This is a genomic window from Myroides sp. LJL116, assembly GCF_054871685.1.
On sequence record NZ_JBTXLR010000001.1, the window covers coordinates 111,849 to 134,875 of the forward strand.

Genomic DNA, 23,027 nt, shown 5'->3' on the forward strand with positions numbered 1-23,027 from the left:
TTATTGTATTTATACATATTAAATGTTATTTTGTGGGAAATAATAGAGATTATCGCTTTTTGTAGATAATAAAAAAAAACAAATTGTGAATTATTGTTCTTATATTTGATACTTTAAACAAGTAGTATTTCTATTATATGACAAGTTATGCTTAAGATTTTATTAGTAGATGACCATCCTTTAATTGTAGAAGGATATGTCTTGGCTTTAGCTAAAGATAAGGAAAATTTCTTACAGGCAAGCTTTGAAAAGGCTTTCGATTGTGAGTCTGCCAAACAATGTATTGATCTCGCTGTGGACAACGGAGAGTCTTTTGACTTGGCTATTGTAGATTATTCCGTGCCAAATGCACCGGATGCGAAGATGGAAGATGGAGGAGATATTATTGTCTATTTAAACAAAGTTATGCCAAATTGTAAGACATTAATGCTTACAGGGCACACTGAGGTTCTTACCATCTACGAAATTGTAAAAAATGTGCGACCAGATGGTTTAGCAAGTAAACATGAAATTTCCCCTTTAAGTTTAATTTCGATTGTAAATGAAGTTTTACAAGGAGTTCGCTATCAAAGTGATATTGTAAAACATTGTTTAAGCGAAATTGTTAGGAAAGAAATGATGTATGATGATTACAATCGTGCTATTTTAGTATTCTTAGCTAAAGGCTATAAATTACAGGAGCTTGATAATCATATTCCTTTATCTAATCCAACAATTAAAAAGCGATTAGCTAAAATGAAGAATGCCTTTGGGGTAAATGATACAGCTACATTAGTGCAAAATGCTATTAAATTAGGGTTTGTGTAATTAAAAAAATCTAAATATCTGTTTTTTTGATAGATATAGTGGGAAATGTTTTTTTAAAAAAAAGTGTAAGCTGATAATTATCAGTATAATAGATTTTGATTTGCTTTATTTTTGGTTTAAAACCATATAATGAAGATTCAACAAATTTACACTAATTGTATGTCCCATGCGGCATATTACTTATATAGCAATAACCAATGTGCTATTTTTGATCCACTAAGAGATACTCAAGCTTATTTAAATTTAGCACAACAAGATAATGCAATTGTTAAATATGTTTTTGAGACTCATTTTCATGCAGACTTTGTAAGCGGGCATCTAGATTTAAAAAATCAGACCAATGCCCAAATTGTTTTAGGACCTACAGCAAAACCAGACTACCAGGCAATAATAGCATATGATAATCAAGTGTTTAATGTAGGGGATGTTAAAGTCGAAGTTTTACACACTCCGGGACATACCATGGAGAGTGTTTGCTATCTAATTTATGATGAAAGTGGGAAGCCTTCTTGTATTATTACAGGGGATACTTTATTTATAGGAGATGTTGGTAGACCTGATTTAGTACAATTGGTTAATTCAGAAATAACTTCAGAAATTCTTGCTGCACATTTATATGATTCTTTACATAATAAAATTATTCCATTACCTGATGATTTAATTGTCTATCCTAATCACGGTGCTGGTTCAGCATGTGGAAAGAATTTGAGTAAGCAAACCCAAGATACTCTAGGTAATCAGAAGAAGACGAATTATGCTTTAAACCCTAGCCTTAGTAAAGATGATTTCATCCGAGTATTACTAGATGGTTTAACTAGTGCTCCGGCTTATTTTCCAGATAACGTACTCTTAAATATAAAGGGAAGTACCCCATTGGAAAAGGTGTTAGAGCAATCAGATACACCACTTAATTTAGAGCAGTTTCTAAGTTTACAAAACAAGTATGATGCCTTGATTTTAGATACAAGACCTACTGTAGAGGTTAGCAGAGGATTTTTAAAGAGTGCTTTGCATATTGGCTTAGATGGATCATTTGCTTTATGGGCAGGTGAGCTCATAAAAAATATTAATACTCCAATTCTACTAATCTGTTCCAATGAACAACAGCAAGAAGTTATAACTAGATTATCACGCGTTGGTTTTGATAATGTATTAGGCTACTTAACTGAGAAAGGGGTGCAAGAGTTATCCACTTATAAAGAACTAGATAGTTTTCACAGAATATGTCCAACTAAATTCTTAAGTACTACTTGGCCGGAAGATTCTATTGTATTGGATGTTAGAAAAAGCGCTGAATTCGCTGCTGGTAATGTAGACAAAAGTCTTCATATTCCATTGAATGAGTTAGCCCAAAAAAGTGAATCCTTAGATAAGGAAAAGCAAATTTTTGTTTACTGTCAAGGAGGATATAGGAGTAGTATTGCTTGTTCAATTTTAAAGAAACTAGGTTTTACAAATGTAGTTGATGTTAAAGGAGGTTACAGTAAATTGAGTCAGAAAGAGGCTCTAAGCTGTTGTTCAGCTATAGGATGTGGGAAGAAAACGCAGGTTAATTAAAGTTTTTTTCCTTACTTTGATAATTGTTAATTTAAAATAAGATATATGGTTACTCATATTGTTATGTGGAAGCTCAAAGAGCAAGATAAAGAGCAAAATAAATTACAATTAAGAAAGGAATTATTAGCCTTAGAGGAATTTATACCACAAATAAAAAGTATAGCAGTGGATTTTAACCTTGCAGTTGCTCCTAGTGAAAATTATGATGTTGTGCTAACATTAATAGTAGATTCGTGGGAAGATCTGGATATCTATGCTAAACATCCTGAGCATGTGAAGTTAATTGACTTTGTTCGTTCAATTGTTACAAGTAGGGTAGCTATTGACTATTAAAAAAAATAAGCTTGGTAATTAAGTAAAACTTATTTACCAAGCTATTTAAAGTAATCATTGAAAAGACGATTTTAATGGTGGCCATGTTTTTTATGGCTATAATAGTGTTTATTATGTTTCTTTTTCTTGTACTTAGGTTTGTGATACTTTCCTCTTTGATATCTATCATCGTAAGAGTACCATGTATTTCTTTGTTCTAAAGTCAAGATATTCTCAATGTCGATACGAATATTTTGTATCATTTGTTGTTGCTTATAGCTTAACTCTCTTTGACTATGACGACCACCTCTATACCAAGAATTGTAATCTCTTTCATAACGTCTTTTATATTCTTCAATTTCCCTGTATTGTCTTTTAGTAAGTCCTAAGTTGGAGTTATCTTGAAAAAAGATAGAAACTGCGCCTCCTAAGTCTAATCCAAAAGTAGTAGACCTAGATTTTATCTGACCATGAGATAAACCAAATGCTAATGAAAAAAGCAGGACAAAAAATGTATTCTTCATAATGTTTATATTATTGTTGTATTATAGAGATACAATAAGAGTGCCAAGAAAAAATCGGTAAATTCTACCCAAGCCTTTGATTAGTGCCATTTAATGGTTTGTTTAGTAGATGTGATTGACCAATAGGGGTACCATCCTAGGAATTTACTGGGGTCTGCATTCTAACAAATAGTGATCTAAATATTATGTATAGGTTTAATCTCTGAATTGATACAATAAGTAGGTATGTACTTAAAAATAAGCAATATGTAATAAATACTATAGAGGGTGTGTATAGAATTATATAAAAGTAGTTTAAAAGGAAGTTTCGTAAAAAAAAACACCCAGTAGTACATTTATGGGTGTAAAACTGGGTGTAAGTATTGCTGAGCCCTTATGTAGCAAGGGATGTTGCAGAGAGGAAGGGATTCGAACCCTCGATACATTGCTGTATACGCACTTTCCAGGCGCGCGCCTTCGACCGCTCGGCCACCTCTCTAAAAATCTGACGCGAATATAGTAAATTATTTCTCTATTTCACCACAAAAAGGTCGCTCAAATTCACTTTTGAAGTTATTAGTCGTGTTTTGCGCTAATAGAAACATCATTTTTGTAATAGCTGCTTCTATGGTAATGTCTTTACCTGAGATTACACCTATATTCTTTAGTTGTGTACTTGTAGCATATTTACCCATATCAACTGATCCGCTCAAGCATTGGGTCACATTTACCACTTGAATACCCTTTTTGATTGCCTTATCTATGCTATTTATAAACCAAGGTTCACTAGGGGCATTTCCAGCTCCATAAGTTTGCATAACTACTCCTTTGAGGTTAGGAATATTAAAAATAGCCTCTAAAACGGGTTGCTGTATTCCTGGGAATATGTGTAATATAGCTACATCGCATGACATTTGGGTATGTACTTGTAAATTGGAATCTGGCTGCTTATAAATAAGTAGATCCTGATTAATTTTTAAGTGTACTCCGGATTCTGCTAAATGTGGAATATTTGGGGAAGTAAAGGCATTAAAAAACTCTGAACTGACTTTCGATGTCCTATTTCCTCTATAAAGCTTATATTCAAAATACAAACAAACCTCTTGAATTAAAGGTTGGTCTGTATTTTGTTTTTGTAAAGCAGCAACTTGAATTGCGGTGATTAAATTTTCTTTTGCGTCTGTTCTTAAATCGCCAATTGGCAACTGTGAACCAGTTAAAATAACTGGTTTATCTAAGTTTTCTAACATGAAACTTAGGGCAGAAGCAGTATAAGACATGGTATCAGAACCATGTAAAATAACAAAACCATCAAATAAATGGTAATTATCTTTGATAACCATAGCCATTTTACTCCACATACTTGGATGCATATCTGAGGAGTCAATAGGTACTTCAAAAGAATAAGTCTTAATGGAGCATTCTAAAAGATGTAATTCAGGAATGCGCTCTAAGAGTTGATCAAAATTAAAAGCCTTTAAGGCTCCTGTTTTGAAATCCTTTATCATACCGATAGTTCCACCAGTATAGATTAGTAAAATAGCAGGTTTTTTATTCATTCTCTAGTAGTTTTAATTTATTTACCACTGGATTTGCATACATAGCTAGGAAGTTATCCACTACTGCTTTGTTGTCTTTATCTACTCTAAGCTCCAATCTTCTTTCAAAGAGTTGTTTTTCTTTTTGAGTGTATTTATCGGCAAATTCATTGGTTTTATGCAATAAATCGTAAGCAATATAATTAGTAGGCCAAAGTTTATAGTTAGAGATAATTTTCTCATCTAAAATATTAGCAACACTTTGTATTTGTTTATTAACCTTATCGCTTTCTTGTTTGATTTGATCTAATTCCATATCTAGAGGTTCTCCTACATGAATATGGATACCTTTTTTCTGACCAATAATACCGCTATAAAGATTAACGAAATCTTCGTTTTTATCCTTCTTATAAGTCTCTTCATTAGCTGCAGCTATAAGTTGAGGTATTTTTAAAGCATCGGTAGGATCATACTCATAGGAAATACTAACAGGAACTATTTTTACCTTTTTGAAGTAATCCATAAGGTTGTCCATGTCATTTGCCATTCCTAGCATTTTTAGAACTCCTTGGTGTGTTTGGTCATTTCCATCCTTAGCACGCCCTTCTCTTTGTGCAATCCAAACAGATCTTTTTTGTTCAAATAAAAGGTGATTGATATACTCACTCATTAACTTTGAACTTTGTAGAAGTTCTCTTGGAGGTAGTCCTCGTTTAACTAGGAAGTTACGGTTTACTTTTGCAATTGCTAATAGAAAAGATTTTTGGACTAGGTTATCCCCAATAGCTGAGGCAGTCATTATCATTCCATGCTCCTTTAGAGCAACGTTTAGCAAAGAAGTATCCATTAGGATATCTCGGTGATTAGATATATAGAAATAGGGAGTGTCTTTATCTAGTTTATCAAAGCCCGAAGTGGATAAACCATTGGAGCTTTTCTCTAAAATTCGACAAATAGAGTGATAAGCAAAATCGTCTTGAAATTGCTGTATGGACTTTATTTCTTTTAAGTCATTCATCCATTGTGCTTCCGTTTTATTCGGAAATGTAAAGTGCATTAAAGCTTTGATCATCGGGTGTTTTGAAATCTGTGAAAGAACTTCATTTACTTCGTGATCGTGGTAATGGCGTATTGAATCAAACTTAGACATTATTATGCTTTATTATTGTAAAGAATTGTTGTAATACTATTTTATATTCCAAACACAGCTTGTGAATTAGCTGTTGTTTGTTTGGCTATCTCATGTAGAGGTAATTGGTAAATATCTGATAATTTTTCGGCAATATTTACTATATAAGCACTTTCATTTCTTTTACCTCTAAAAGGAGATGGTGCAAGATACGGAGAATCGGTTTCTAATACGATTTCCTGTAAGGGTATTTTATGTAAAAATTGGTCAATTTTACCGTTTTTAAAAGTAACTACTCCTCCAATTCCAAGTTTTAGATTATAGGAGATGGCTTTTTGAGCTTGTTCGTAGGTTCCTGTAAAACAGTGAAATATTCCTCTTAGTTCTGGGGACTTTTCTAGTTCCAAAACTTCAAATACTTCGTCAAATGCATCCCTACAATGTATATTTATAGGAAGGTTGTATTTTTTGGCAATTTGAATCTGTTTCTGGAAAGCCTCTTTTTGAATAGATAAAGTAGTTTTATCCCAATATAAATCAATGCCAATTTCTCCAATGGCATAAAACGAACGCTTTTCCAATTCTTTTTCAACGAATTCTAACTCTTGTAAATAAGTTTCTTCTTTTACATCTGTTGGATGTAATCCAATCATTAAAAAGATGTTATTTGGAAATTGATTTTCAAGTTCATACATCTGTGGAGCATAACTAGAGTCAATTGCAGGTATAAAAAAACGCGAAACTCCATTTTGAATTGCACGATTTATTGTTTCTTTGCGGTCGTCCTTAAATGCATCTGAATACAGATGTGTATGGGTATCAGTAAAAATCATTGGTTGGAGTGTTTTTATTTGCTACTTTGGCTACAAAAGTACCCTATATATTGAATTAAACTAAACTAAAATGAAGGAAAAGTTGCAAGATTTACTAAAGGCAGAAGGATATAAAAAAATTAACTTCAAAATTTCAAAAACCCAACACTTATTTATCAAAGCAAAGATTAATGGGATAATAGGTGACTTTATTTTAGATAGTGGTGCTTCTAATAGTTGTATAGACTTTAATTACACCGAAAAGTTTTGTGTAACTGCTTCGGATTCGCCTACTCTTGCTTCAGGGGCAGGTGCAAATGATATGTTTACACAAGCTACTTTTAATAATCAAATTCAAATAGGAAGATGGAAATTAAAAGACTTTCATTTTATTTTGATGGATTTAAGCCATGTCAATGTGGCCTTGACTCAATTTGAAACCAAGAATGTACATGGAATAATCGGGGGTGATATTTTAATAAACGCAAAGGCTATTATTGATTATAATAACCTTTGTGTATATATGAAGTAACTATTTGTTTTTTTGTTCGAAATATTCTTTAGCTACTAGCTCTAGTTCATCGTACCAATCTTCTCCGTACTTACGGATTAATGGTGCTTTTAAGAATTTATATACTGGAACTTGTAATTCTTGACCTAAAGTACATGCGTCAGAACAAATATCCCATTTATCATAATTGATAGCCGAGAAAGAAGTAAATTCTTTTATTCTGATAGGGTATAGGTGACATGAAATTGGTTTTTTCCAATCAATTAAACCTTCATTATAAGCTTTTTCAATACCACATAATGCCATTTCATTTTCATAAATAACATAGGCACATTCTCCACCGTGTATTAATGGAGTTTCAAACTCACCATCTTCCCCAATAATGGATGTTCCTTGGGTTTCTATGGCTTGTTGACCTTCAGGACGTAAAAATGGTTTTACCTTATCATAGACTTGGTTCATGATTTCTACCTCTTGCGGCTCAACCGGTGCACCTGCATCTCCATCTATACAGCATTGTCCTTTACAGGCTGATAAGTTGCACACAAATTCTCTTTCTAGAACTTCTGCAGAAACGATTGTTTTTCCGATTTGAAACATAATACGATTGATTAAAAAATGTTTGCAAAAATACGAATCTTTTGGCATATAAATAGTTTTCAAAATAAATCTTAACGTATTTTATAATTTTAGAATGTATATAAACAATGATTTGAGTGGTTTTATGTGGAATGTTATCCTACTTAAAATTGTAGGTTAGTTTTGAGAAATGTGGGAAGAATGTTTTAAATTTTTACATGAAATAAGTAAAGGTGATTTAAATAGGTTATTTTTAGTACTTTATTTAGATTATTATTCTTTATAATATTTGTATTACTTTTGCCGATTAATTTTTTCAATTTAAAGCGTTTTTTATGCAATTTAATTTAAAAGACACTATAACTATAACAATGATTTTGTTTGCAGTTATTGATATTTTAGGAGTAATTCCTATTGTCGTAGACTTAAGAAAAAGAGTAGGAGAGATAGAGTCTAAAAAAGCTACTTTGGTCTCCGCAGCTATTATGATTTCTTTCCTATTTATCGGAGAGCAATTATTACATTTAATAGGGATTGATGTACATTCCTTCGCCGTAGCTGGTGCATTAGTGTTATTCTTTTTGGCCTTAGAGATGATTTTAGGTATTCGTATTTATAAAGACGATACCCCTGGGACGGCTTCTATTATTCCTTTAGCCTTTCCTTTGATCGCTGGTACAGGTGTACTTACTACAATTCTTTCTCTAAGAGCTGAGTATGAAACTGTTAATATTATGGCTGCCATTGTTGTTAATTTAATCTTAGTATATATCGTCCTTCGTTCTTCGTCTAAAATTGAAGCTATTCTAGGTACTGGTGGTCTAGGGGTAATTAGAAAGGTTTTCGGAATTGTATTACTAGCAATTGCTGTTAAATTATTTATGAGTAATGTTAAAGGGTTCTTTGACTAGATAATATTTTTGTATTTTCGAACAATAATATTCAAAAATTAATCATAGAAATGAAGATATTTTCGTACATAGCAGGTATTGTTATTTTAGCTTTAATTGTTTTTAATGTAACAATGTTAGATTTTAATAACTTATTTCAAGGAGATAGTTTAGTTGCTTTAATCGGAATTGTAGCCCTATTATGTGGGATTTGTATTCTTTTGATTTTTAAAACAGCTAAGCTAATCGATAGTAAAGTAAAGTAATATTTCAAATGGAAATATTTGATGTATTAATTTTTGGAGGAGGTGCCTCCGGGGTTTCTTGTGCCCAAGTTTTAGCTAGTTCTGGACACAAAGCATACGCAAGTGAAAAGAAGATAGGTATTATCATGCACCAGAAAGCTTCTATGTTACAAGAGGCTATTTTTTATAACGCATATGGCGTAACTCAAGGTACCTTAGGTAGTGCTCTATTAGAGCAAAGCATTAGAGATCTAGAATATTACCCTAATGTTGTACAAATTCCAAATGAGAAAGTATTGAAGGTAGAAAAGTTAGAAAACTACTGGTTTGTATCTACTAACGTCAATACCTATAAAAGTAAAATCATAGTAGTTGCGGTTAATTCTAGTGGAAGTTTTAAAATTGAAGGTTTGATGCAGTATGTTCAGCCGCATAAGAAATCTCTTCCAAGTAAGAATAGAGTACAGCTACAAAATATCGACCATAAAATAGATCATGATCTTTATGTTTGTGGAACTCTAGCTGGACATGCTAGCCAGTTAAGTATTGCAGCGGGAAGTGGTGCTATGGTAGCTACAGATATTTTAACTTTGTGGAACGATGGTATTCCAAGCCATAGTCACGATAGTATCAGAAAATAAGACAATTAAATATTGTTATATTATGTTAATTTATCCATATATTTGCATTTGTTAGTAAGTGTATAATTTAATTAGCTGTTTTTATGATAAAGCAATACTTAGATACCATTAAAGAGCATTATATTGATTTTGATGGTCGTGCTAGTAGAAGAAACTACTGGACTTTTGTTTTGATCTCGTTCTTAATCAGTATTCCATTAGGGATCATTGATTATTTTATTGGATTTCAATTATTTGGAGGTTTATTCTCTTTAGCTCTATTCCTACCTTCTTTAGGATATGTGGTAAGAAGATTACATGATACAAATAAGAGCCCTTGGTGGTTATTACTTTGTCTTACAGGAATTGGAAGTATAGTTGTTTTTGTCTTTTTACTTTTAAAATCAGATGAGTATGCTAACCAATATGGTGAGCCAGATCGTAAAGTAGATATTAAAATCTAAAGTACAGATATATAAAAAAAGGTTGAATCCATCGGATTCAACCTTTTTTTATGGGTAAACTAATTGTACATTATCAATCCATAATCGGCTATCTGTATTTCCAATATACGCACCTCCATTGCTAGAGGAAAACTGTAGGATTAAGTGAGTTACTGACTCTTGCTTATCTGCCCACTCTATTTCTTGAATAGGGACCATCTGCCCTTTGCTATTTTTTGTATAATAAGGCTCTTGCTTATCTCTTAGGGCCATATAATCTTTGTAATGATTTTGATTGGTAATATCTCCATAATGCAGAGTAAGCTGATGGGCATTTTGCCAATTTTCTTGTGTCTTATCAAATCTCTCCCAACCCGTTGCTACTCGTTTAGCATAAACGTTTCCTTGCTCATCTTCCCATCTATGTTGTAGTAAAATATGAACTTCGGCCATATCGTTGTCTTTGGTTAAAGAACCGTTTCCCATTCCATTGACTTTTCTCGATGGTCCGCCTGTTATTACTTTATAGTCATACTGTAATGCAATGGGCTTTTTGTTAAACTCTATTCCAGTAATTAGCTTACTTTGTGGGTTTTTAGTATCGGTAATAGGTTCATTCATTTGTCCTAGAAATAATGTGCCACTAGCTAAAACATTAATATTGATAATACCCAATACTTTGACTCTTTCGATTTTAGTTTCCAATCTAGCTGCCATAGAATTATTTCTTTGCTCTGGAAAGACAGTAACACTAGCTTTGGTAATTCCACTTACAACAGCCAAAACAGAAGAGGTAGCCCAAGGGGAGGTAGTATCTACATATGGGGTATTGTCCTTTAAAGTATCTTGTATGTCTGTTAAAGAATAAATATACTGGGTTTTACCTCCAATAATAAAGGATTCTTTTACTTCTCTGACCATCCATTTGTTCATATCTCCATAAGCAATAGGCTCTGTATGTTGAGCACAAAGCCCTATGGAATATAGTAAGGTAAAAACCAATAAAAATCTAAAGTGTAGGTGTACTTTCATAGCTTATTAATTCTTTATATTGTTTTTGTTGAACATCAATAAATCTTCTTGTTTTAGATTTAGTTGCTGATATAATATTGCCTTGTCATGATCATTTAAATAAACCCTTGGTTTTATTTGAAAGGTAGAATCACTCAGTGCCAAATCGCGTTGTAAATAAGGGGTGGTGATATTTGCTAAATCAACTATGGTGTGAAAGACAGCATTACTGGAAATTGGTGTGCTTTGATTGTTTAATAGCTGATCTACTTTCTGTGGGTTTTCTAGTTTATAATTTTGAGAATACCACACTAGCATAGGTACTCTTAGTTGATAATAGGTAGGGGTGGGAGAAGAGTGTAAAAACCTATTTCTTTGATCGTCAAATAAATCTTCTCCATGATCAGAAATATACATAATTGTGCTTATGTAGGGGTATAAATCAAGGGTCTGTATAGTCTGATAAATAAAGTTATCTGTATTTAAGATCGTATTGTCATAAGCATTTACAAGGGTTTCTTTATGGCCTACATCTACTTTTGTTACATGGTCTGGTTGAAAAACAGAGAACTCTTCCTTATATCTTTGGCTATAATTAAAATGGGAACCATAGGTATGTAAAACAATAAATAAATCTTCTGTTGTGGTATCTATGTATTGCTTTAATAGTGGTAATAAATCCTGATCCCATGCATTTTGGGTTATTCTTGTGGTTGGATCCGTTTGTCTTATGGTATAAAAGAGATCTGCTTGTTTTGTAAAGTATTCAATGAAGGAATTATTTTCTGCTTGATTTGACAAACAGATTGTTTTAAAGCCACTTTGTTTAAAAGCTTCAAATATTCCTTTTCGTGTATATATCTGATCATAATCTTGCGCCCCAACATCGGAGAGTAATATAGAAACACTTTTATGGGTAGCATTACTTTGGGTTAACACATCTTGGAAGACTATAAGGTTGTCTTGCTGACTTAAAAGTGGATTAGTATCTCTGTGATAATTGTATAAAGACCAATTATCGGCCCTGCTAGTTTCGCCAATAATTAAAACATATACTTGCCTTTTATCTTGGGGTACTGTTTTGGCTTTAAAGTCAAAATCTTGTGAGCTTACAGGATAGTTTTTTATTCTAATTGATTTGTTTATAGCGAAATTTAAATTATAAAGAGCATTATATGGATAGACATTATCTTTAAATGAAAAAGAATTAGTCGGAGAATAATTCGAGAAAAACGAAGCTATTATACTATTTATTAATAGTATAATACCTAATTTGAATAGTCTTTTTACTGTAGAGTTTTTAATTGTTTTCTTTGCCCTTATTTGTTTATAAGCTAGAATTAATGCTGGTATATATAAAACACATACTAGTGCAATAGAAGGTATCAAGCTTCCGAGTAGTTCCTGAATTTCCGAAGAATTTGTAGTGGCTACATTTAAAAACATATCTGAGGCTATTACCTCTTGACCAAATATATAGAATAAAACAATTTGAAAAGAATGTAAGAAAATAAGTGGGAATAATACCAGAGTAGTTATTCCAGGATTTTTGAAAATACAATAGATTAAACAAAGTAAGGACAGGGGGAATAAGACAATTGTAATCTTTCCAGGAAAATTTAAAGGTTCACTGAATAAAAAATATAAGCTAGGTACCATATTAAGGATAATATAGTATAACAAGGAAAAATCAGTAGATGGTAATTTCTGCAACAATGTACTTCGTTCTTTTGACATTATTATTTTCTAAAAAGATTCATTTATATTAAAGTAAAATCCGTTGTGGCCTTTAGTAAGACCATAATCCAAACGAATATTAATTCTATTTTTAAACTCCCAACGGTAACCAATACCATAATTGGGTAGAGTTTGATCCCAACGGAAACTATTTGTTTTGTTGAAGACATTTCCTGCTCCTGCCCAAAGCACTACTCCATGGCGGTTAAAGATATTTTGACGTAGTTCAACTTGTGCATTTAATTGCTTTTTATCGCGATACTGCCCTAAATAATAGCCTCTCATCTGTCTTGCACCTCCTACCTTAGAAAGCATACTCCAAGGAACTTGACCATTATTAAAGATAGCATTAAAATCAAAGGCAATAATTGTTTTTGGTCTTATTTGTTTATAAAAACGAGAAGTAAATTCTAATTTAGAGAAATTGGAAGTACTACCTAACACCTTGGTGTAGAAAACTTGACTTAAATTTAAGTATACTCCTTTGTAAGGGTTAGGAATAAAATCCCTAGAATCATAGGATAATAAATACCCAACACCAATTGCAGTATTATTTAGAATTTTTCCTTGTACAAAGGAAGGGTCTTCAAATCTTTTTGAGTTATAATTATGGGCAGAAAAATTGATTCCAACATAAGTATTATCCATTATTTTTCTCAAAAGATCTGCATCTAAATCGAATTGGTATTCATCGTATTTGGTGAAATTTCCTTGCTGACCTTGCTTATACCCGATACCGTAATATTGTGTAGGCATATAGGAATATTTCATGTCATAGTAAACACGATATTTATCTTGTGGAAAAAACGAGGTGTTTTCTATTCCTACAGAATGAAAACCATTTGTTGTGATACTTGCATATATAGAAACTCCAGAGCGAGGTAAATCAAAATCTGTCTTATCTAATCGGTACTGACCTGAGGCCATGATTCCAATGCCTAATTTAGTGTCGGGAGAATAGCTCGGTCCACCTATAAAAGATAAATCAAATTTATTGACAGATTTATCTTTTTGAGCTTCTTCGAAGTAGGTAACTAAGCGCTTAAAAAAGTTGGGGTCTTTAGGTAAACTATCTTGGGTTTGTGCAATTGTACTTATGGGTATGAAAAGTATACAAACCAATACATATAGATATATTTTTTGCATAAAACGTTCTGGCTAAAAATTATTTGTAAAATTACAAAAGCTAGCCTAGAAGGATTATTTTTATATCATAAAAATAGCTTAATGATAAGGTAATTAACTGTAATTTACAGTATGTTGTGATAAATTCACAATGTATTTAGTTTTTATTTTGATTTAATTAATACTTGTTTATTAAGCATTATTTACTATAATTAATTGGGCTAAGGTAATTAAGATAGATAAACAGAAAGCCAGTGAAATCATACAATAAGTAAATATAGATATTGGTCGATTATGAAATCGCATTGCCTTTACAAATAAAATACAGGGAATTATTAGCGCTAGGATTACTCCGGCTATTGCTGCATAACCTAATGCCACAATAAATCCAGTAGGATAAAATAAAGCAAAAGCTAGAGGGGGTAAGAAGGTAATTATACCCGAAGCACCAGCTAATGTTTGTTTGGTAAAACGCTTTGCCAATACATCTTTATAGTAATCAAATAAGCCAATACTTACTCCTAAGAAGGAAGTTCCTAATGCTGCAGCTGCAAAGAAGCTGAACAAAGTCTCAATCCAAGGAGAATTAGACATTTCTCTTATACTCATTATAAGAGATTCTAAACCTAGATTCTGAGTGACAATTTGCATAAAGCTGCTTTGATCTAAACTTCCAAGTACTACTACTTGCCAGATTAAGTAGATTATAAGAGGAAGGGCGCTACCTAAAATAAAGGCTTTCTTCAATAATCCCTTTTTACCATCTAAGTATTGTACAATACTTGGAATACTTCCATGAAAACCAAAAGAAGTGAATATGGCTGGTAATGCTGTAATTACAGCTCCTTGTGACAAAGGCATGGATAACAAATAATTTCCTTTAATCAGAGGAATCATCAAAAATACTAAGGCTGCAAGGAAGATAATTTTTAAACCAAATAGTCCTCTAGTTATAAAGTCAACACTCTTTGTTCCAATAACAACTATGGTGCTAAATAATAGGGAAAATAATACAATAGCTAACCTACTATCAAAATCTGTTTGGAATAATAAATCGATATTAGTTTTGAAAATTGCTCCTCCACCTGTCATATAGGCTGCTGTGAGCCCGTATATTAAGAACATTAAACTAAGACCAGCTACCCTATTGGTAAGAAAGCCAGCATATTTTCGTGTTAATGTATCGAAACCGTCTCCTGGAGAATTAAAATCATAAATGTCTACCATTAATAAAGAAGTATAGCACATTGTGAACCATATTATAAATAATAGAATACAAGTTCCAATAAAGCCTACACCAGCTGATGTAATTGGCATAGCTAACATTCCAGCTCCAATACTAGAACCGGCGATGATTAAAATACTCCCAATTAGTTTACTATTCATGAATTTTAATTTAATAATGACAAAGGTAACAAAGTGAATTAACAATAGAGATGCTAGTGTTGTAATTTTACTTGTAGTTAACACAGAAGTAGGAAATCTTCTATATCTTTGCCCTATGCTTAAAACGAAGTACATATCGCGAATCCTACTTGCTTTTGCATGTATGTTTATCTTTGTTTTTCAAGGAATGCACACTATTGAACATACTTTATCTATAAAAGAGTACCAATCTACACACGGTACTCATGAGCATTTTACACAATCTCGTAATAATAGTTCTGAATTTCAATGGCAAGAAGACCACGGTTATTTAGATCATTGTTTTGTGTGTGATAATATGCTGAGTCCATTAATTCTAAGTAGTACTTTAGAGTTAGAACAGCTGCAAGTAGATTATATTCTTAAAAAGCAACAGTTAGATTGTGAGCGATTTGTCAAGCTTTCACATATCTATTTTAGTTTACGAGCCCCTCCAGTTTTAGGTTAAAAAATGGTGTTGTCTCTTAAGATTTTTGTCTTAGGAGTATTTTTTAATCTATTTTATTTTTAACATGAGAGTTACATTATTAGTAAGCTCTCTGGTATTTTCTATAAATGTTTTTGCACAAGACTTTTCTTTAAAAGGTACTGTTAAGGACACTTATGGACATGTTTTACCAGGGGCTAAAGTTAGCTTTGGGACTAATTCTACCTGGGCTAATGAAAAGGGGGAATACAACTTTTTATTTCAAGAAGAAGCACAAGATTCTTTAAAGGTTGAGCTTATAGGTTTTAGTTCTGTAAGTGACTTTGTAAAGGTGGATAAACCAATTTACAAGCAAATTGTATTAGACTTGGAGCAATATTTTTTAGAGGATATTGTTATTTCTGCAGCCTATGAAAATCCACATTTGGGCAATATTCAAGATTTTAGAGTAAACAAACTACAGAAAAATTATCAAGGATCACTCGCTAAGTCTTTGGATAATATTGCGGGAATGAATTCCATGGATATAGGCGCCGGGGCTTCAAAACCTACCATAAGAGGTTTAGGCTTTAATCGATTGGTAGTAGCCCAAAATGGGAGTAAACAAGAAGGTCAACAATGGGGAGCAGATCACGGATTGGAGATCGATATGTTTGCAAACGAAAAAATAAGCATTATAAAGGGGGTGGGTACTATACTTTATGGAAGTGATGCCATTAGTGGGGTAGTACAAGTCGATAATGAACAGATTCCCGAACAAGACTCCTTTAGTGGAAACTTTCACGTATTAACACAAAGTGTCAATGATTCTTATGGAGGAGTATTGCAACTTAAAGGTAGGGGTGAAAAAACTTTTTTTAAATTTAATGTGAGTGCTTTTGACTACGCGGATTATAAGGTACCAACTAACCAGATCCTTTATTTGGATACCAAGATACCCCTTAAGAATAACAGAGTTGTTAATTCAGCAGGACGTAGTTTAGCATTATCAGGACAAATTGGTTATGTGGAAAAGAAGTGGGAAAATATCTTAACAGTGAGTAACTTTTATGAGAAAAGTGGTTTTTTTCCTGGTTCACATGCTATGGATGAAATGGATTTAGATAAGTCTGGAAAAGGATCACGATATATTGCCATGCCTAATCAAAGTGTTAATCACTTCAAAGTAGTTAACAATTGGCGTTATTTTTTATCGGATAATACTACTCTGAAAGTAATGGGATCTTTCCAAAATAATTTACGACAAGAAAAGAATGAGTTTCATAGTCATAGTGGGGGACAACTAGATCCAAAATCAGATCCAAATTTAGAAGTAGAATTTAATTTAAGCACAATAGAAACCTCTATTGTAGTAGAGAATATCTCTGCTGAAAATCACCAAGTAAAGTTAGGAGCTTCTTATTTATATCAAGACAATACAATTGGTGGATATGGTTTCCTTTTACCTAAATACAGAAAAGATAATATCGGACTATTTGCTACTTATTCTTATCATTTAAATCCAAAAGTTACCCTTGAGGGAGGAGTTCGTTTTGATATTGCATCTATAGATACGGATTCATTTTTTGATCAAAGTCTGTATGATTATTTATTGCAACAAGGCTATAATGAGCAAACCGCCCTACAATATGGCCAGCGTTCCCAGGACTTTAGTAAGACCTATAGTAGCTTCAATGCAATGTTAGGTCTAAATTATAAGTGGACACAAAGTACTGCATTAGCAATGACTCTAGGAAGTACCTTTAGATTCCCAACGCCAATGGAGTTAAGTTCCAATGGGGTACATCATGGTGCTTATCGCTTTGAAAAAGGGAGTTTAGACCTTGATCCTGAAAGAGGATTCGTAGTAGATATGAATGTTAAAGTAGAAAGGCAAAAGTTTGCAATTGGCTTTAGTCCGTTTTTGTATTATTTTACTAACTATATTTATCTAAGACCTAGTGGGGAGTTTTCAGTGGTTCCTGATAGTGGTCAGATCTATCAATACTCTCAGACTAAAGCGATCTTGAGTGGCTTTGAATTAGAGTTAGAAGTCAATTTGTTCAAAAATATCCGCCTTACAAATATTCTTGAATATAATTATACCCAACAAATAACTAAAGATAAAAAGACAAACTATCCCTTAGCATTTTCAATTCCTCTAAATAACTTCACTCAAGTTGAATATAGTTTAAAGGATCTACATAGTTTTAAAAATAATAGCTGGTTTTTTAATGCCAAGTGGTTTGCGCGACAAAATAGGATCGCACAAGCAGAGCTTCCTACTCCTAGTACATTAAGTTTAACTACAGGAGTTAATAGTAAGATTACACTTGGTGAATTAGATTTAAATACTAGTGTTTCAATAAGTAATTTATTGAATCGTAAAAATCTTAGTCATACTAGCTTTTATAGAACTCTAGATATACCACAACCAGGTAGATCTATCCAAGTTAATGTAAGTATTCCTTTTTAAAATAAAATTAATGAGAACTATTATAAATATTTTTCTAGGTATGAGTTGGATTTTACTTACTTGTACCTCTTGTCTGAATGCATCTGATGATGTGGATACTCAGGCTCCATTTATACAAATCATTACCCCTGTTGCGGATTCAGAATGGACTGAAGGTCAAAACCTTTATATTAAAATGATTTTACGAGACAACCAAGCTTTAGGAAGCTATAATGTTGATATTGTCCCTGCTCACCATGACCATGACCATGACCATGACCATGACCATGACCATGACCATGACCATGACCATGACCATGACCACGACCACGACCACGACCACGACCACGACCACGACCACGAGGAGGGAGAAGGACATGAAGAAATTGAGTTTTTTTACAATAGGACTTTTAAAGAAGTATATGGTTTTAAAGAATTTGAAGTGGAGAATAATCAGATACTTATTCCGGAAAATTCTGAACCTGGGAATTATAAGCTTGTAGTAAAAGTTTTAGATTTAATGGGTAATCAAAGTGTAGCATCTACCAATTTTGAAATTGTTAAAAAAATAAAACAGCAATAATTGATTTTTGTTATAAATAAGTAAATTTTAGTACTTTACTTTAGTTTTATTAAAGAGTATAGTTATGATTCATTATATATTTAATTATATTTGTTTTTCAAACTATTAATTACCCTAAAGAAAATGAAAAAATCATTAATGACACTTTTGGTAGCTGCTGTTGTAATGTCTTGTAACGATAAGAAACACGATGCAGAACATAGCCAAATTACTTATCCTGAAACTAAAAAGGGAGAAGTGGTTGATAACTATTTTGGAAAGGATATTAAAGATCCTTACCGTTGGTTAGAGGATGACCGTTCTTCTGATACTGAAGCATGGGTTAAAGCTGAAAACAAGTTAACTTTCGATTATCTATCTAAGATCCCTTTCCGTGACGATTTAAAGCAACAAATGGAAAAAGCTTGGAATTACGAGAAAATTGGAGCACCATTCCAAGAAGGGGCTTATACATATTTTTTCAAAAATGATGGATTACAAAATCAATCTATTTTATATAGAAAAGATAAAGATGGTAACCAAGAGGTTTTTCTAGATCCAAATAACTTCTCTAAAGATGGTACTACATCATTAGGAGGTCTTGACTTTTCTGAAGATGGTAGTAAGTTAGCTTATGCTATTTCAGAAGGAGGAAGTGACTGGAGAAAAGTTATCGTAATTGATACAAATACAAAAGAGCGCATTGGAGATACTTTAGTGGATGTGAAGTTTAGTGGAGTGTCTTGGCTTAGAAATGATGGGTTCTATTATTCTAGTTATGATAAACCAGAAGGAAGTGAATTATCTGCAAAAACAGATCAACATAAATTATATTACCATAAACTTGATACCAAGCAAAGTCAAGATGAATTAATCTTTGGTAACGATAAGAAGAGACGTTATGTAGGTGGAAGTGTAACAGGAGATAACCAATTCTTAGTTATTACTGCTGCAAATTCAACTTATGGAAATGAGCTTTATATTAAAGATTTACGTATAGCTAACAGTCCTATCGTTACTTTAGTAGATAACTTTGATAGCCAAAATGGGGTATTAGATAGCCGTGACGGTAAGTTATTTATTGTAACAGACTTTAACGCTCCTAATTCTAAAGTTGTGACTGTTGAAGCTTCTGCTCCACAACAATCTAACTGGAAAGACTTAATTAAAGAAACAGAAAATGTATTAAAAGCATCTAAAGGTGCAGGTTATATTTTTGCTTCTTATTTACAAGATGCAGTTACAGCTGTTAAACAATATGACTATCATGGTCAATTAGTAAGAGATATTGAGCTACCTGGATTAGGAACAGCTAGTGGTTTCGGTGGTAAAAAAGATCAAGAAACTCTTTACTATTCTTTTACAAATTACATTACTCCTGGAACAATTTACGCATACAATGCTAAAAATGGAGATTCTAGTGTGTATGATCAACCAAAAGTAAACTTCGATCCTTCTTTATATGAATCAAAACAAGTATTCTATACTTCTAAAGATGGAACTAAGGTACCAATGATTATTACTTATAAGAAAGGAATAGAATTAAACGGTAAGAACCCAACTATGCTTTATGCTTATGGAGGATTCAATATTAGCTTAACTCCTTCTTTTAACATTGCAAATGCAATTTGGTTAGAAAATGGTGGAGTTTATGCTGTTCCAAACCTTAGAGGTGGAGGAGAGTATGGAAAGAAATGGCACGTTGCAGGTACACAGTTACAAAAACAAAATGTTTTTGATGACTTTATTGCTGCAGGAGAGTACCTAATTGCTCAAAATTATACTTCTTCTGATTTCTTAGCTATTAAAGGTGGTTCTAATGGAGGATTATTAGTAGGTGCTACTATGACTCAAAGACCAGACTTAATGAAAGTTGCTTTACCAGCAGTTGGAGTTTTAGATATGTTACGTTACCACACTTTTACAGCAGGAGCTGGTTGGGCATATGACTATGGTACTTCAGAAGACAGTAAAGAAATGTTTGAATATTTATTAGGATATTCACCATTACATAATGTAAAATCAGTTGATTACCCAGCGACTATGGTTACTACAGGTGATCATGATGATAGAGTTGTTCCAGCTCATAGCTTCAAGTTCGCTGCAGCTCTTCAAGAGCATAATACTGGCAAAAACCCAGTGTTAATCCGTATCGAAACAAATGCAGGGCATGGTGCAGGTAAATCAGTTAAACAAACAATCCAAGAGAATGTAGATTTACAAGCTTTTACATTATATAATATGGGAGTTACTTCTTTAAAGAAATAAACCAAATTATCTTAAAATAGAAAAGGATGCAATTTTGCATCCTTTTTTATTTTAATACTATTGGTAGGAATAATCTTTAACTCCGGCATTAACTTCAAAATTTAAAAAGTTCTGCTCTGGTGGAATTGGACAAGAGTACTTTGGATTATATACGCAATAGGGATTATATGCTTTATTAAAGTTCAAGATGATACTATTTTCTTGAGGTATAGTTAAGTTCAAATATCTACCACCACCATAAGAAGTAACTCCTGAGGTTAAATCAGTAAATGGCAAGAATAAATAATCTGCATATTGCTGGTCTTGGATTAGAGCCAAGTCTTGAAATACATCCAATACGTAGCTTTTCCCTTGATATTGAAAAGTTATTTCTCCATATTTTCTATAAAATGGTCTTCTATTTGTAGTAGTTAACATCTCAAAGGGCTTTTCCTCTGGGGTCGCTTTTATCTGACCTTCTATAATAAAATCTTTATCTATAGGGAAAAAATCTAAAGACTTAAAATTTTTTAAAGCATCTTTTGGTAAAGGTGAGGTCTTTGCATTGGAGAACTCCTGATTTAATTCTTTTTGAAATTCTAAAGTTTCATCCTCTTGGGTTTTGTTTGTTTCACATGCCCAAGTAATTAGAACCAAACCAGCAAGCATAAGTATTTTTCTCATAGGGACTTGTTTTTTGACAATTCGAAAAATTGAAAGTGTAAAAAAAGGTTTGCCTAAACAGACAAACCTAATATAATGTTGATTAAGCTATATGAGCTCTAAGCATCCAAGCTTGTTTCTCATGTGATTCTAGAAGTGCTGTTAAAAAGTCAGCTGTCCCAATATCATTTACATCATTAATAGTCTCAATGTTATCACGTAAGAAATTAATAATCGTTTCGTGATCAGTTAAAAGTTCTTTAATCCAAAAGCTTGATTTATTATCACTTGTATTTGTAACTTCTTTTAATTGAGTTAACTCAATGTATTGTTTTAAAGAAGATGGAGCGTAGAATCCAAGTTGACGGATACGTTCAGCAATCGCATCTACATTTTCTTCAATTTGAGTATATTGTTCTTCAAAGAAGACATGCATTGCGTGAAAATCTATACCTTCTACATTATAATGCGCTGATCTAGTTTTTGTAAATAATACAAATTCATCTGCAACTAATTTAGATAAAGTTTCTACTGTAGCTTTACGTATGTCTTGGGATAATCCGATATTTAATTTCATAATATGTTTTTTTTTTTATTAATGTAAAAGTAGTTATCCTTTAGAAAGGAAAGTAGTTTTTATTATTGATATATTTTATATTGTAATTTAAAAAAATAATGGAAAAATCTACTTTTGAAGTAGATTTTTAATCTATATTAAATTACGAAAATTTAAATAAACAAAGAACTTATATACTCTTTATTTTAAAGTAAAAAAGGGAGCCATAAGACTCCCTTTTTATTATTTGTTTAAGTCTTGAACAGCGTTTTTCAATCCTTTTTTAGCGTCTTCTTTAGCATCGTTTAAGTTATCAGCTGTTTCACTAGCTTTATCTTTTAAGTTATCAGCTGTTTCATTAGCTTTATCTTTTAATGCTTTAGCAGCTTCTTCCGCTTGGTGTTTAGCTTCTTCCGCTTTATCCTTAGCTACTTCTTTAATGTCTTCAGCAACTTTGCTAGCTTGCTCTTTTACTTTTTGACTTTGTTCGTCCCAAACTTTTTGAGCTTTATCTAAAGCTTCTTGTGCCGTTTTCTGTGCAGCCTCATTTCCTGATTTAACTGCTTCTTGTAACGCTTTTTTAGCTTCTTCTAATTTTACACCAGCTTCAGCTTGAGCTGTTTTGTCTTCACTTAATTGAACTTCATCTTTTTGCTCTACTTTTTCTTCTTTTGCAACTGAATCTTTACAAGCAACTGTAAAAACTAATAATCCACAAACAGCAAGAGATAATACTAACTTTTTCATAACGATTTTATTTATTGATTTTCAATCAAATTTATGAAAAATAAATGATTTTAAGAGGTGTTTTGTTGAAAAAATGCGTTCAAAAGGATAATTAGCTATATATATACGAGTGAAATCTAAATTTTATACAAAAAAAAAGGACTTTAT

The 23,027-nt window shown here is 32.4% G+C and carries 24 protein-coding genes and 1 tRNA gene; 12 read left to right on the top strand and 13 right to left on the bottom strand.

Annotation, left to right across the window (positions count from 1 at the left end):
* Positions 1-147: 147 nt before the first annotated feature.
* From ACYSNM_RS00535 to ACYSNM_RS00545, 3 genes are all read left to right on the top strand, one after another.
* Positions 148-807: a response regulator gene (locus tag ACYSNM_RS00535; RefSeq protein ID WP_461755176.1), complete on the top strand. Its 660-nt coding sequence runs from the start codon at positions 148-150 to the stop codon at positions 805-807.
* A gap of 129 nt (positions 808-936) precedes the next feature.
* Positions 937-2,364, top strand: a complete 1,428-nt coding sequence (locus ACYSNM_RS00540) for an MBL fold metallo-hydrolase (protein WP_461755177.1) — start codon at positions 937-939, stop codon at positions 2,362-2,364.
* 45 nt (positions 2,365-2,409) lie between these two features.
* Complete coding sequence (locus ACYSNM_RS00545) at positions 2,410-2,697, top strand: Dabb family protein (protein ID WP_461755178.1); 288 nt, start codon at positions 2,410-2,412, stop codon at positions 2,695-2,697.
* A 71-nt stretch (positions 2,698-2,768) separates the two neighbouring features.
* Here ACYSNM_RS00545 and ACYSNM_RS00550 read toward each other — a convergent pair whose 3' ends face one another.
* The 5 genes from ACYSNM_RS00550 to ACYSNM_RS00570 form a co-directional block, all read right to left on the bottom strand.
* Positions 2,769-3,200, bottom strand: coding sequence for a hypothetical protein (locus ACYSNM_RS00550; protein ID WP_461755179.1), 432 nt, complete (start codon positions 3,198-3,200; stop codon positions 2,769-2,771).
* A gap of 393 nt (positions 3,201-3,593) precedes the next feature.
* Positions 3,594-3,678: transfer RNA gene (locus ACYSNM_RS00555), tRNA-Ser, on the bottom strand.
* 25 nt (positions 3,679-3,703) lie between these two features.
* Positions 3,704-4,738 (bottom strand): asparaginase, encoded by a 1,035-nt coding sequence (locus tag ACYSNM_RS00560; protein WP_461755180.1) that lies wholly within the window; start codon positions 4,736-4,738, stop codon positions 3,704-3,706.
* Complete coding sequence (locus ACYSNM_RS00565; RefSeq protein WP_461755181.1) at positions 4,731-5,867, bottom strand: 1-acyl-sn-glycerol-3-phosphate acyltransferase; 1,137 nt, start codon at positions 5,865-5,867, stop codon at positions 4,731-4,733. The genes ACYSNM_RS00560 and ACYSNM_RS00565 overlap by 8 nt, the downstream gene beginning before the upstream one ends.
* A 41-nt stretch (positions 5,868-5,908) precedes the next feature.
* Positions 5,909-6,679 carry a TatD family hydrolase gene (locus ACYSNM_RS00570; protein WP_461755182.1) on the bottom strand — a complete coding sequence of 257 codons (771 nt, stop codon included), beginning with the start codon at positions 6,677-6,679 and terminating at the stop codon, positions 5,909-5,911.
* Positions 6,680-6,749: 70 nt separating this feature from the next.
* Between ACYSNM_RS00570 and ACYSNM_RS00575 the strand changes: the two genes are divergently transcribed.
* Positions 6,750-7,190 carry a retropepsin-like aspartic protease gene (locus tag ACYSNM_RS00575; RefSeq protein ID WP_461755183.1) on the top strand — a complete coding sequence of 147 codons (441 nt, stop codon included), beginning with the start codon at positions 6,750-6,752 and terminating at the stop codon, positions 7,188-7,190.
* On the opposite strand, the gene ACYSNM_RS00580 is transcribed toward ACYSNM_RS00575, so the two are convergent.
* Positions 7,191-7,769: a DUF3109 family protein gene (locus tag ACYSNM_RS00580; protein ID WP_461755184.1), complete on the bottom strand. Its 579-nt coding sequence runs from the start codon at positions 7,767-7,769 to the stop codon at positions 7,191-7,193.
* 314 nt (positions 7,770-8,083) lie between these two features.
* On the opposite strand from ACYSNM_RS00580, the gene ACYSNM_RS00585 reads away from it, so the two are divergent.
* The 4 genes from ACYSNM_RS00585 to ACYSNM_RS00600 all read left to right on the top strand — a co-directional run bounded on the left by ACYSNM_RS00585 (position 8,084) and on the right by ACYSNM_RS00600 (position 9,967).
* Positions 8,084-8,659, top strand: a complete 576-nt coding sequence (locus ACYSNM_RS00585; RefSeq protein WP_461755185.1) for a MarC family protein — start codon at positions 8,084-8,086, stop codon at positions 8,657-8,659.
* 50 nt (positions 8,660-8,709) lie between these two features.
* Positions 8,710-8,904: a hypothetical protein gene (locus tag ACYSNM_RS00590; RefSeq protein ID WP_461755186.1), complete on the top strand. Its 195-nt coding sequence runs from the start codon at positions 8,710-8,712 to the stop codon at positions 8,902-8,904.
* A gap of 8 nt (positions 8,905-8,912) precedes the next feature.
* Positions 8,913-9,524: an FAD-dependent oxidoreductase gene (locus ACYSNM_RS00595; protein WP_461755187.1), complete on the top strand. Its 612-nt coding sequence runs from the start codon at positions 8,913-8,915 to the stop codon at positions 9,522-9,524.
* Positions 9,525-9,607: 83 nt separating this feature from the next.
* Positions 9,608-9,967 (top strand): DUF805 domain-containing protein, encoded by a 360-nt coding sequence (locus tag ACYSNM_RS00600; protein WP_461755188.1) that lies wholly within the window; start codon positions 9,608-9,610, stop codon positions 9,965-9,967.
* Positions 9,968-10,015: 48 nt separating this feature from the next.
* Here the strand turns inward: ACYSNM_RS00600 and ACYSNM_RS00605 are convergent, their stop codons facing one another.
* The 4 genes from ACYSNM_RS00605 to ACYSNM_RS00620 all read right to left on the bottom strand — a co-directional run bounded on the left by ACYSNM_RS00605 (position 10,016) and on the right by ACYSNM_RS00620 (position 15,205).
* Complete coding sequence (locus ACYSNM_RS00605) at positions 10,016-10,978, bottom strand: PCMD domain-containing protein (protein ID WP_461755189.1); 963 nt, start codon at positions 10,976-10,978, stop codon at positions 10,016-10,018.
* Positions 10,979-10,984: 6 nt separating this feature from the next.
* Positions 10,985-12,694 carry a lipid A phosphoethanolamine transferase gene (locus ACYSNM_RS00610; protein WP_461755190.1) on the bottom strand — a complete coding sequence of 570 codons (1,710 nt, stop codon included), beginning with the start codon at positions 12,692-12,694 and terminating at the stop codon, positions 10,985-10,987.
* A gap of 9 nt (positions 12,695-12,703) precedes the next feature.
* Positions 12,704-13,840, bottom strand: coding sequence for a BamA/TamA family outer membrane protein (locus tag ACYSNM_RS00615; RefSeq protein ID WP_461755191.1), 1,137 nt, complete (start codon positions 13,838-13,840; stop codon positions 12,704-12,706).
* A gap of 171 nt (positions 13,841-14,011) precedes the next feature.
* Positions 14,012-15,205, bottom strand: coding sequence for an aromatic amino acid transport family protein (locus tag ACYSNM_RS00620; RefSeq protein WP_461755192.1), 1,194 nt, complete (start codon positions 15,203-15,205; stop codon positions 14,012-14,014).
* A gap of 115 nt (positions 15,206-15,320) precedes the next feature.
* On the opposite strand from ACYSNM_RS00620, the gene ACYSNM_RS00625 reads away from it, so the two are divergent.
* The 4 genes from ACYSNM_RS00625 to ACYSNM_RS00640 all read left to right on the top strand — a co-directional run bounded on the left by ACYSNM_RS00625 (position 15,321) and on the right by ACYSNM_RS00640 (position 20,935).
* Positions 15,321-15,692 (top strand): hypothetical protein, encoded by a 372-nt coding sequence (locus tag ACYSNM_RS00625; protein ID WP_461755193.1) that lies wholly within the window; start codon positions 15,321-15,323, stop codon positions 15,690-15,692.
* Between the two features lie 64 nt (positions 15,693-15,756).
* Positions 15,757-18,126 (top strand): TonB-dependent receptor, encoded by a 2,370-nt coding sequence (locus ACYSNM_RS00630; RefSeq protein ID WP_461755194.1) that lies wholly within the window; start codon positions 15,757-15,759, stop codon positions 18,124-18,126.
* A gap of 10 nt (positions 18,127-18,136) precedes the next feature.
* Positions 18,137-18,688: a DUF4625 domain-containing protein gene (locus ACYSNM_RS00635; protein ID WP_461755195.1), complete on the top strand. Its 552-nt coding sequence runs from the start codon at positions 18,137-18,139 to the stop codon at positions 18,686-18,688.
* Positions 18,689-18,811: 123 nt separating this feature from the next.
* Complete coding sequence (locus ACYSNM_RS00640) at positions 18,812-20,935, top strand: prolyl oligopeptidase family serine peptidase (RefSeq protein WP_461755196.1); 2,124 nt, start codon at positions 18,812-18,814, stop codon at positions 20,933-20,935.
* A 57-nt stretch (positions 20,936-20,992) separates the two neighbouring features.
* Here ACYSNM_RS00640 and ACYSNM_RS00645 read toward each other — a convergent pair whose 3' ends face one another.
* From ACYSNM_RS00645 to ACYSNM_RS00655, 3 genes are all read right to left on the bottom strand, one after another.
* The gene (locus tag ACYSNM_RS00645) at positions 20,993-21,598 is read right to left on the bottom strand and encodes a DUF1684 domain-containing protein (protein WP_461755197.1); all 606 of its coding nucleotides are present in this window, start codon (positions 21,596-21,598) and stop codon (positions 20,993-20,995) included.
* Between the two features lie 82 nt (positions 21,599-21,680).
* Positions 21,681-22,154: a Dps family protein gene (locus tag ACYSNM_RS00650; RefSeq protein ID WP_461755198.1), complete on the bottom strand. Its 474-nt coding sequence runs from the start codon at positions 22,152-22,154 to the stop codon at positions 21,681-21,683.
* A gap of 222 nt (positions 22,155-22,376) precedes the next feature.
* Entirely contained in the window at positions 22,377-22,880 is a 504-nt protein-coding gene (locus ACYSNM_RS00655; RefSeq protein WP_461755199.1) for a hypothetical protein, read from the bottom strand.
* Positions 22,881-23,027: the final 147 nt, after the last annotated feature.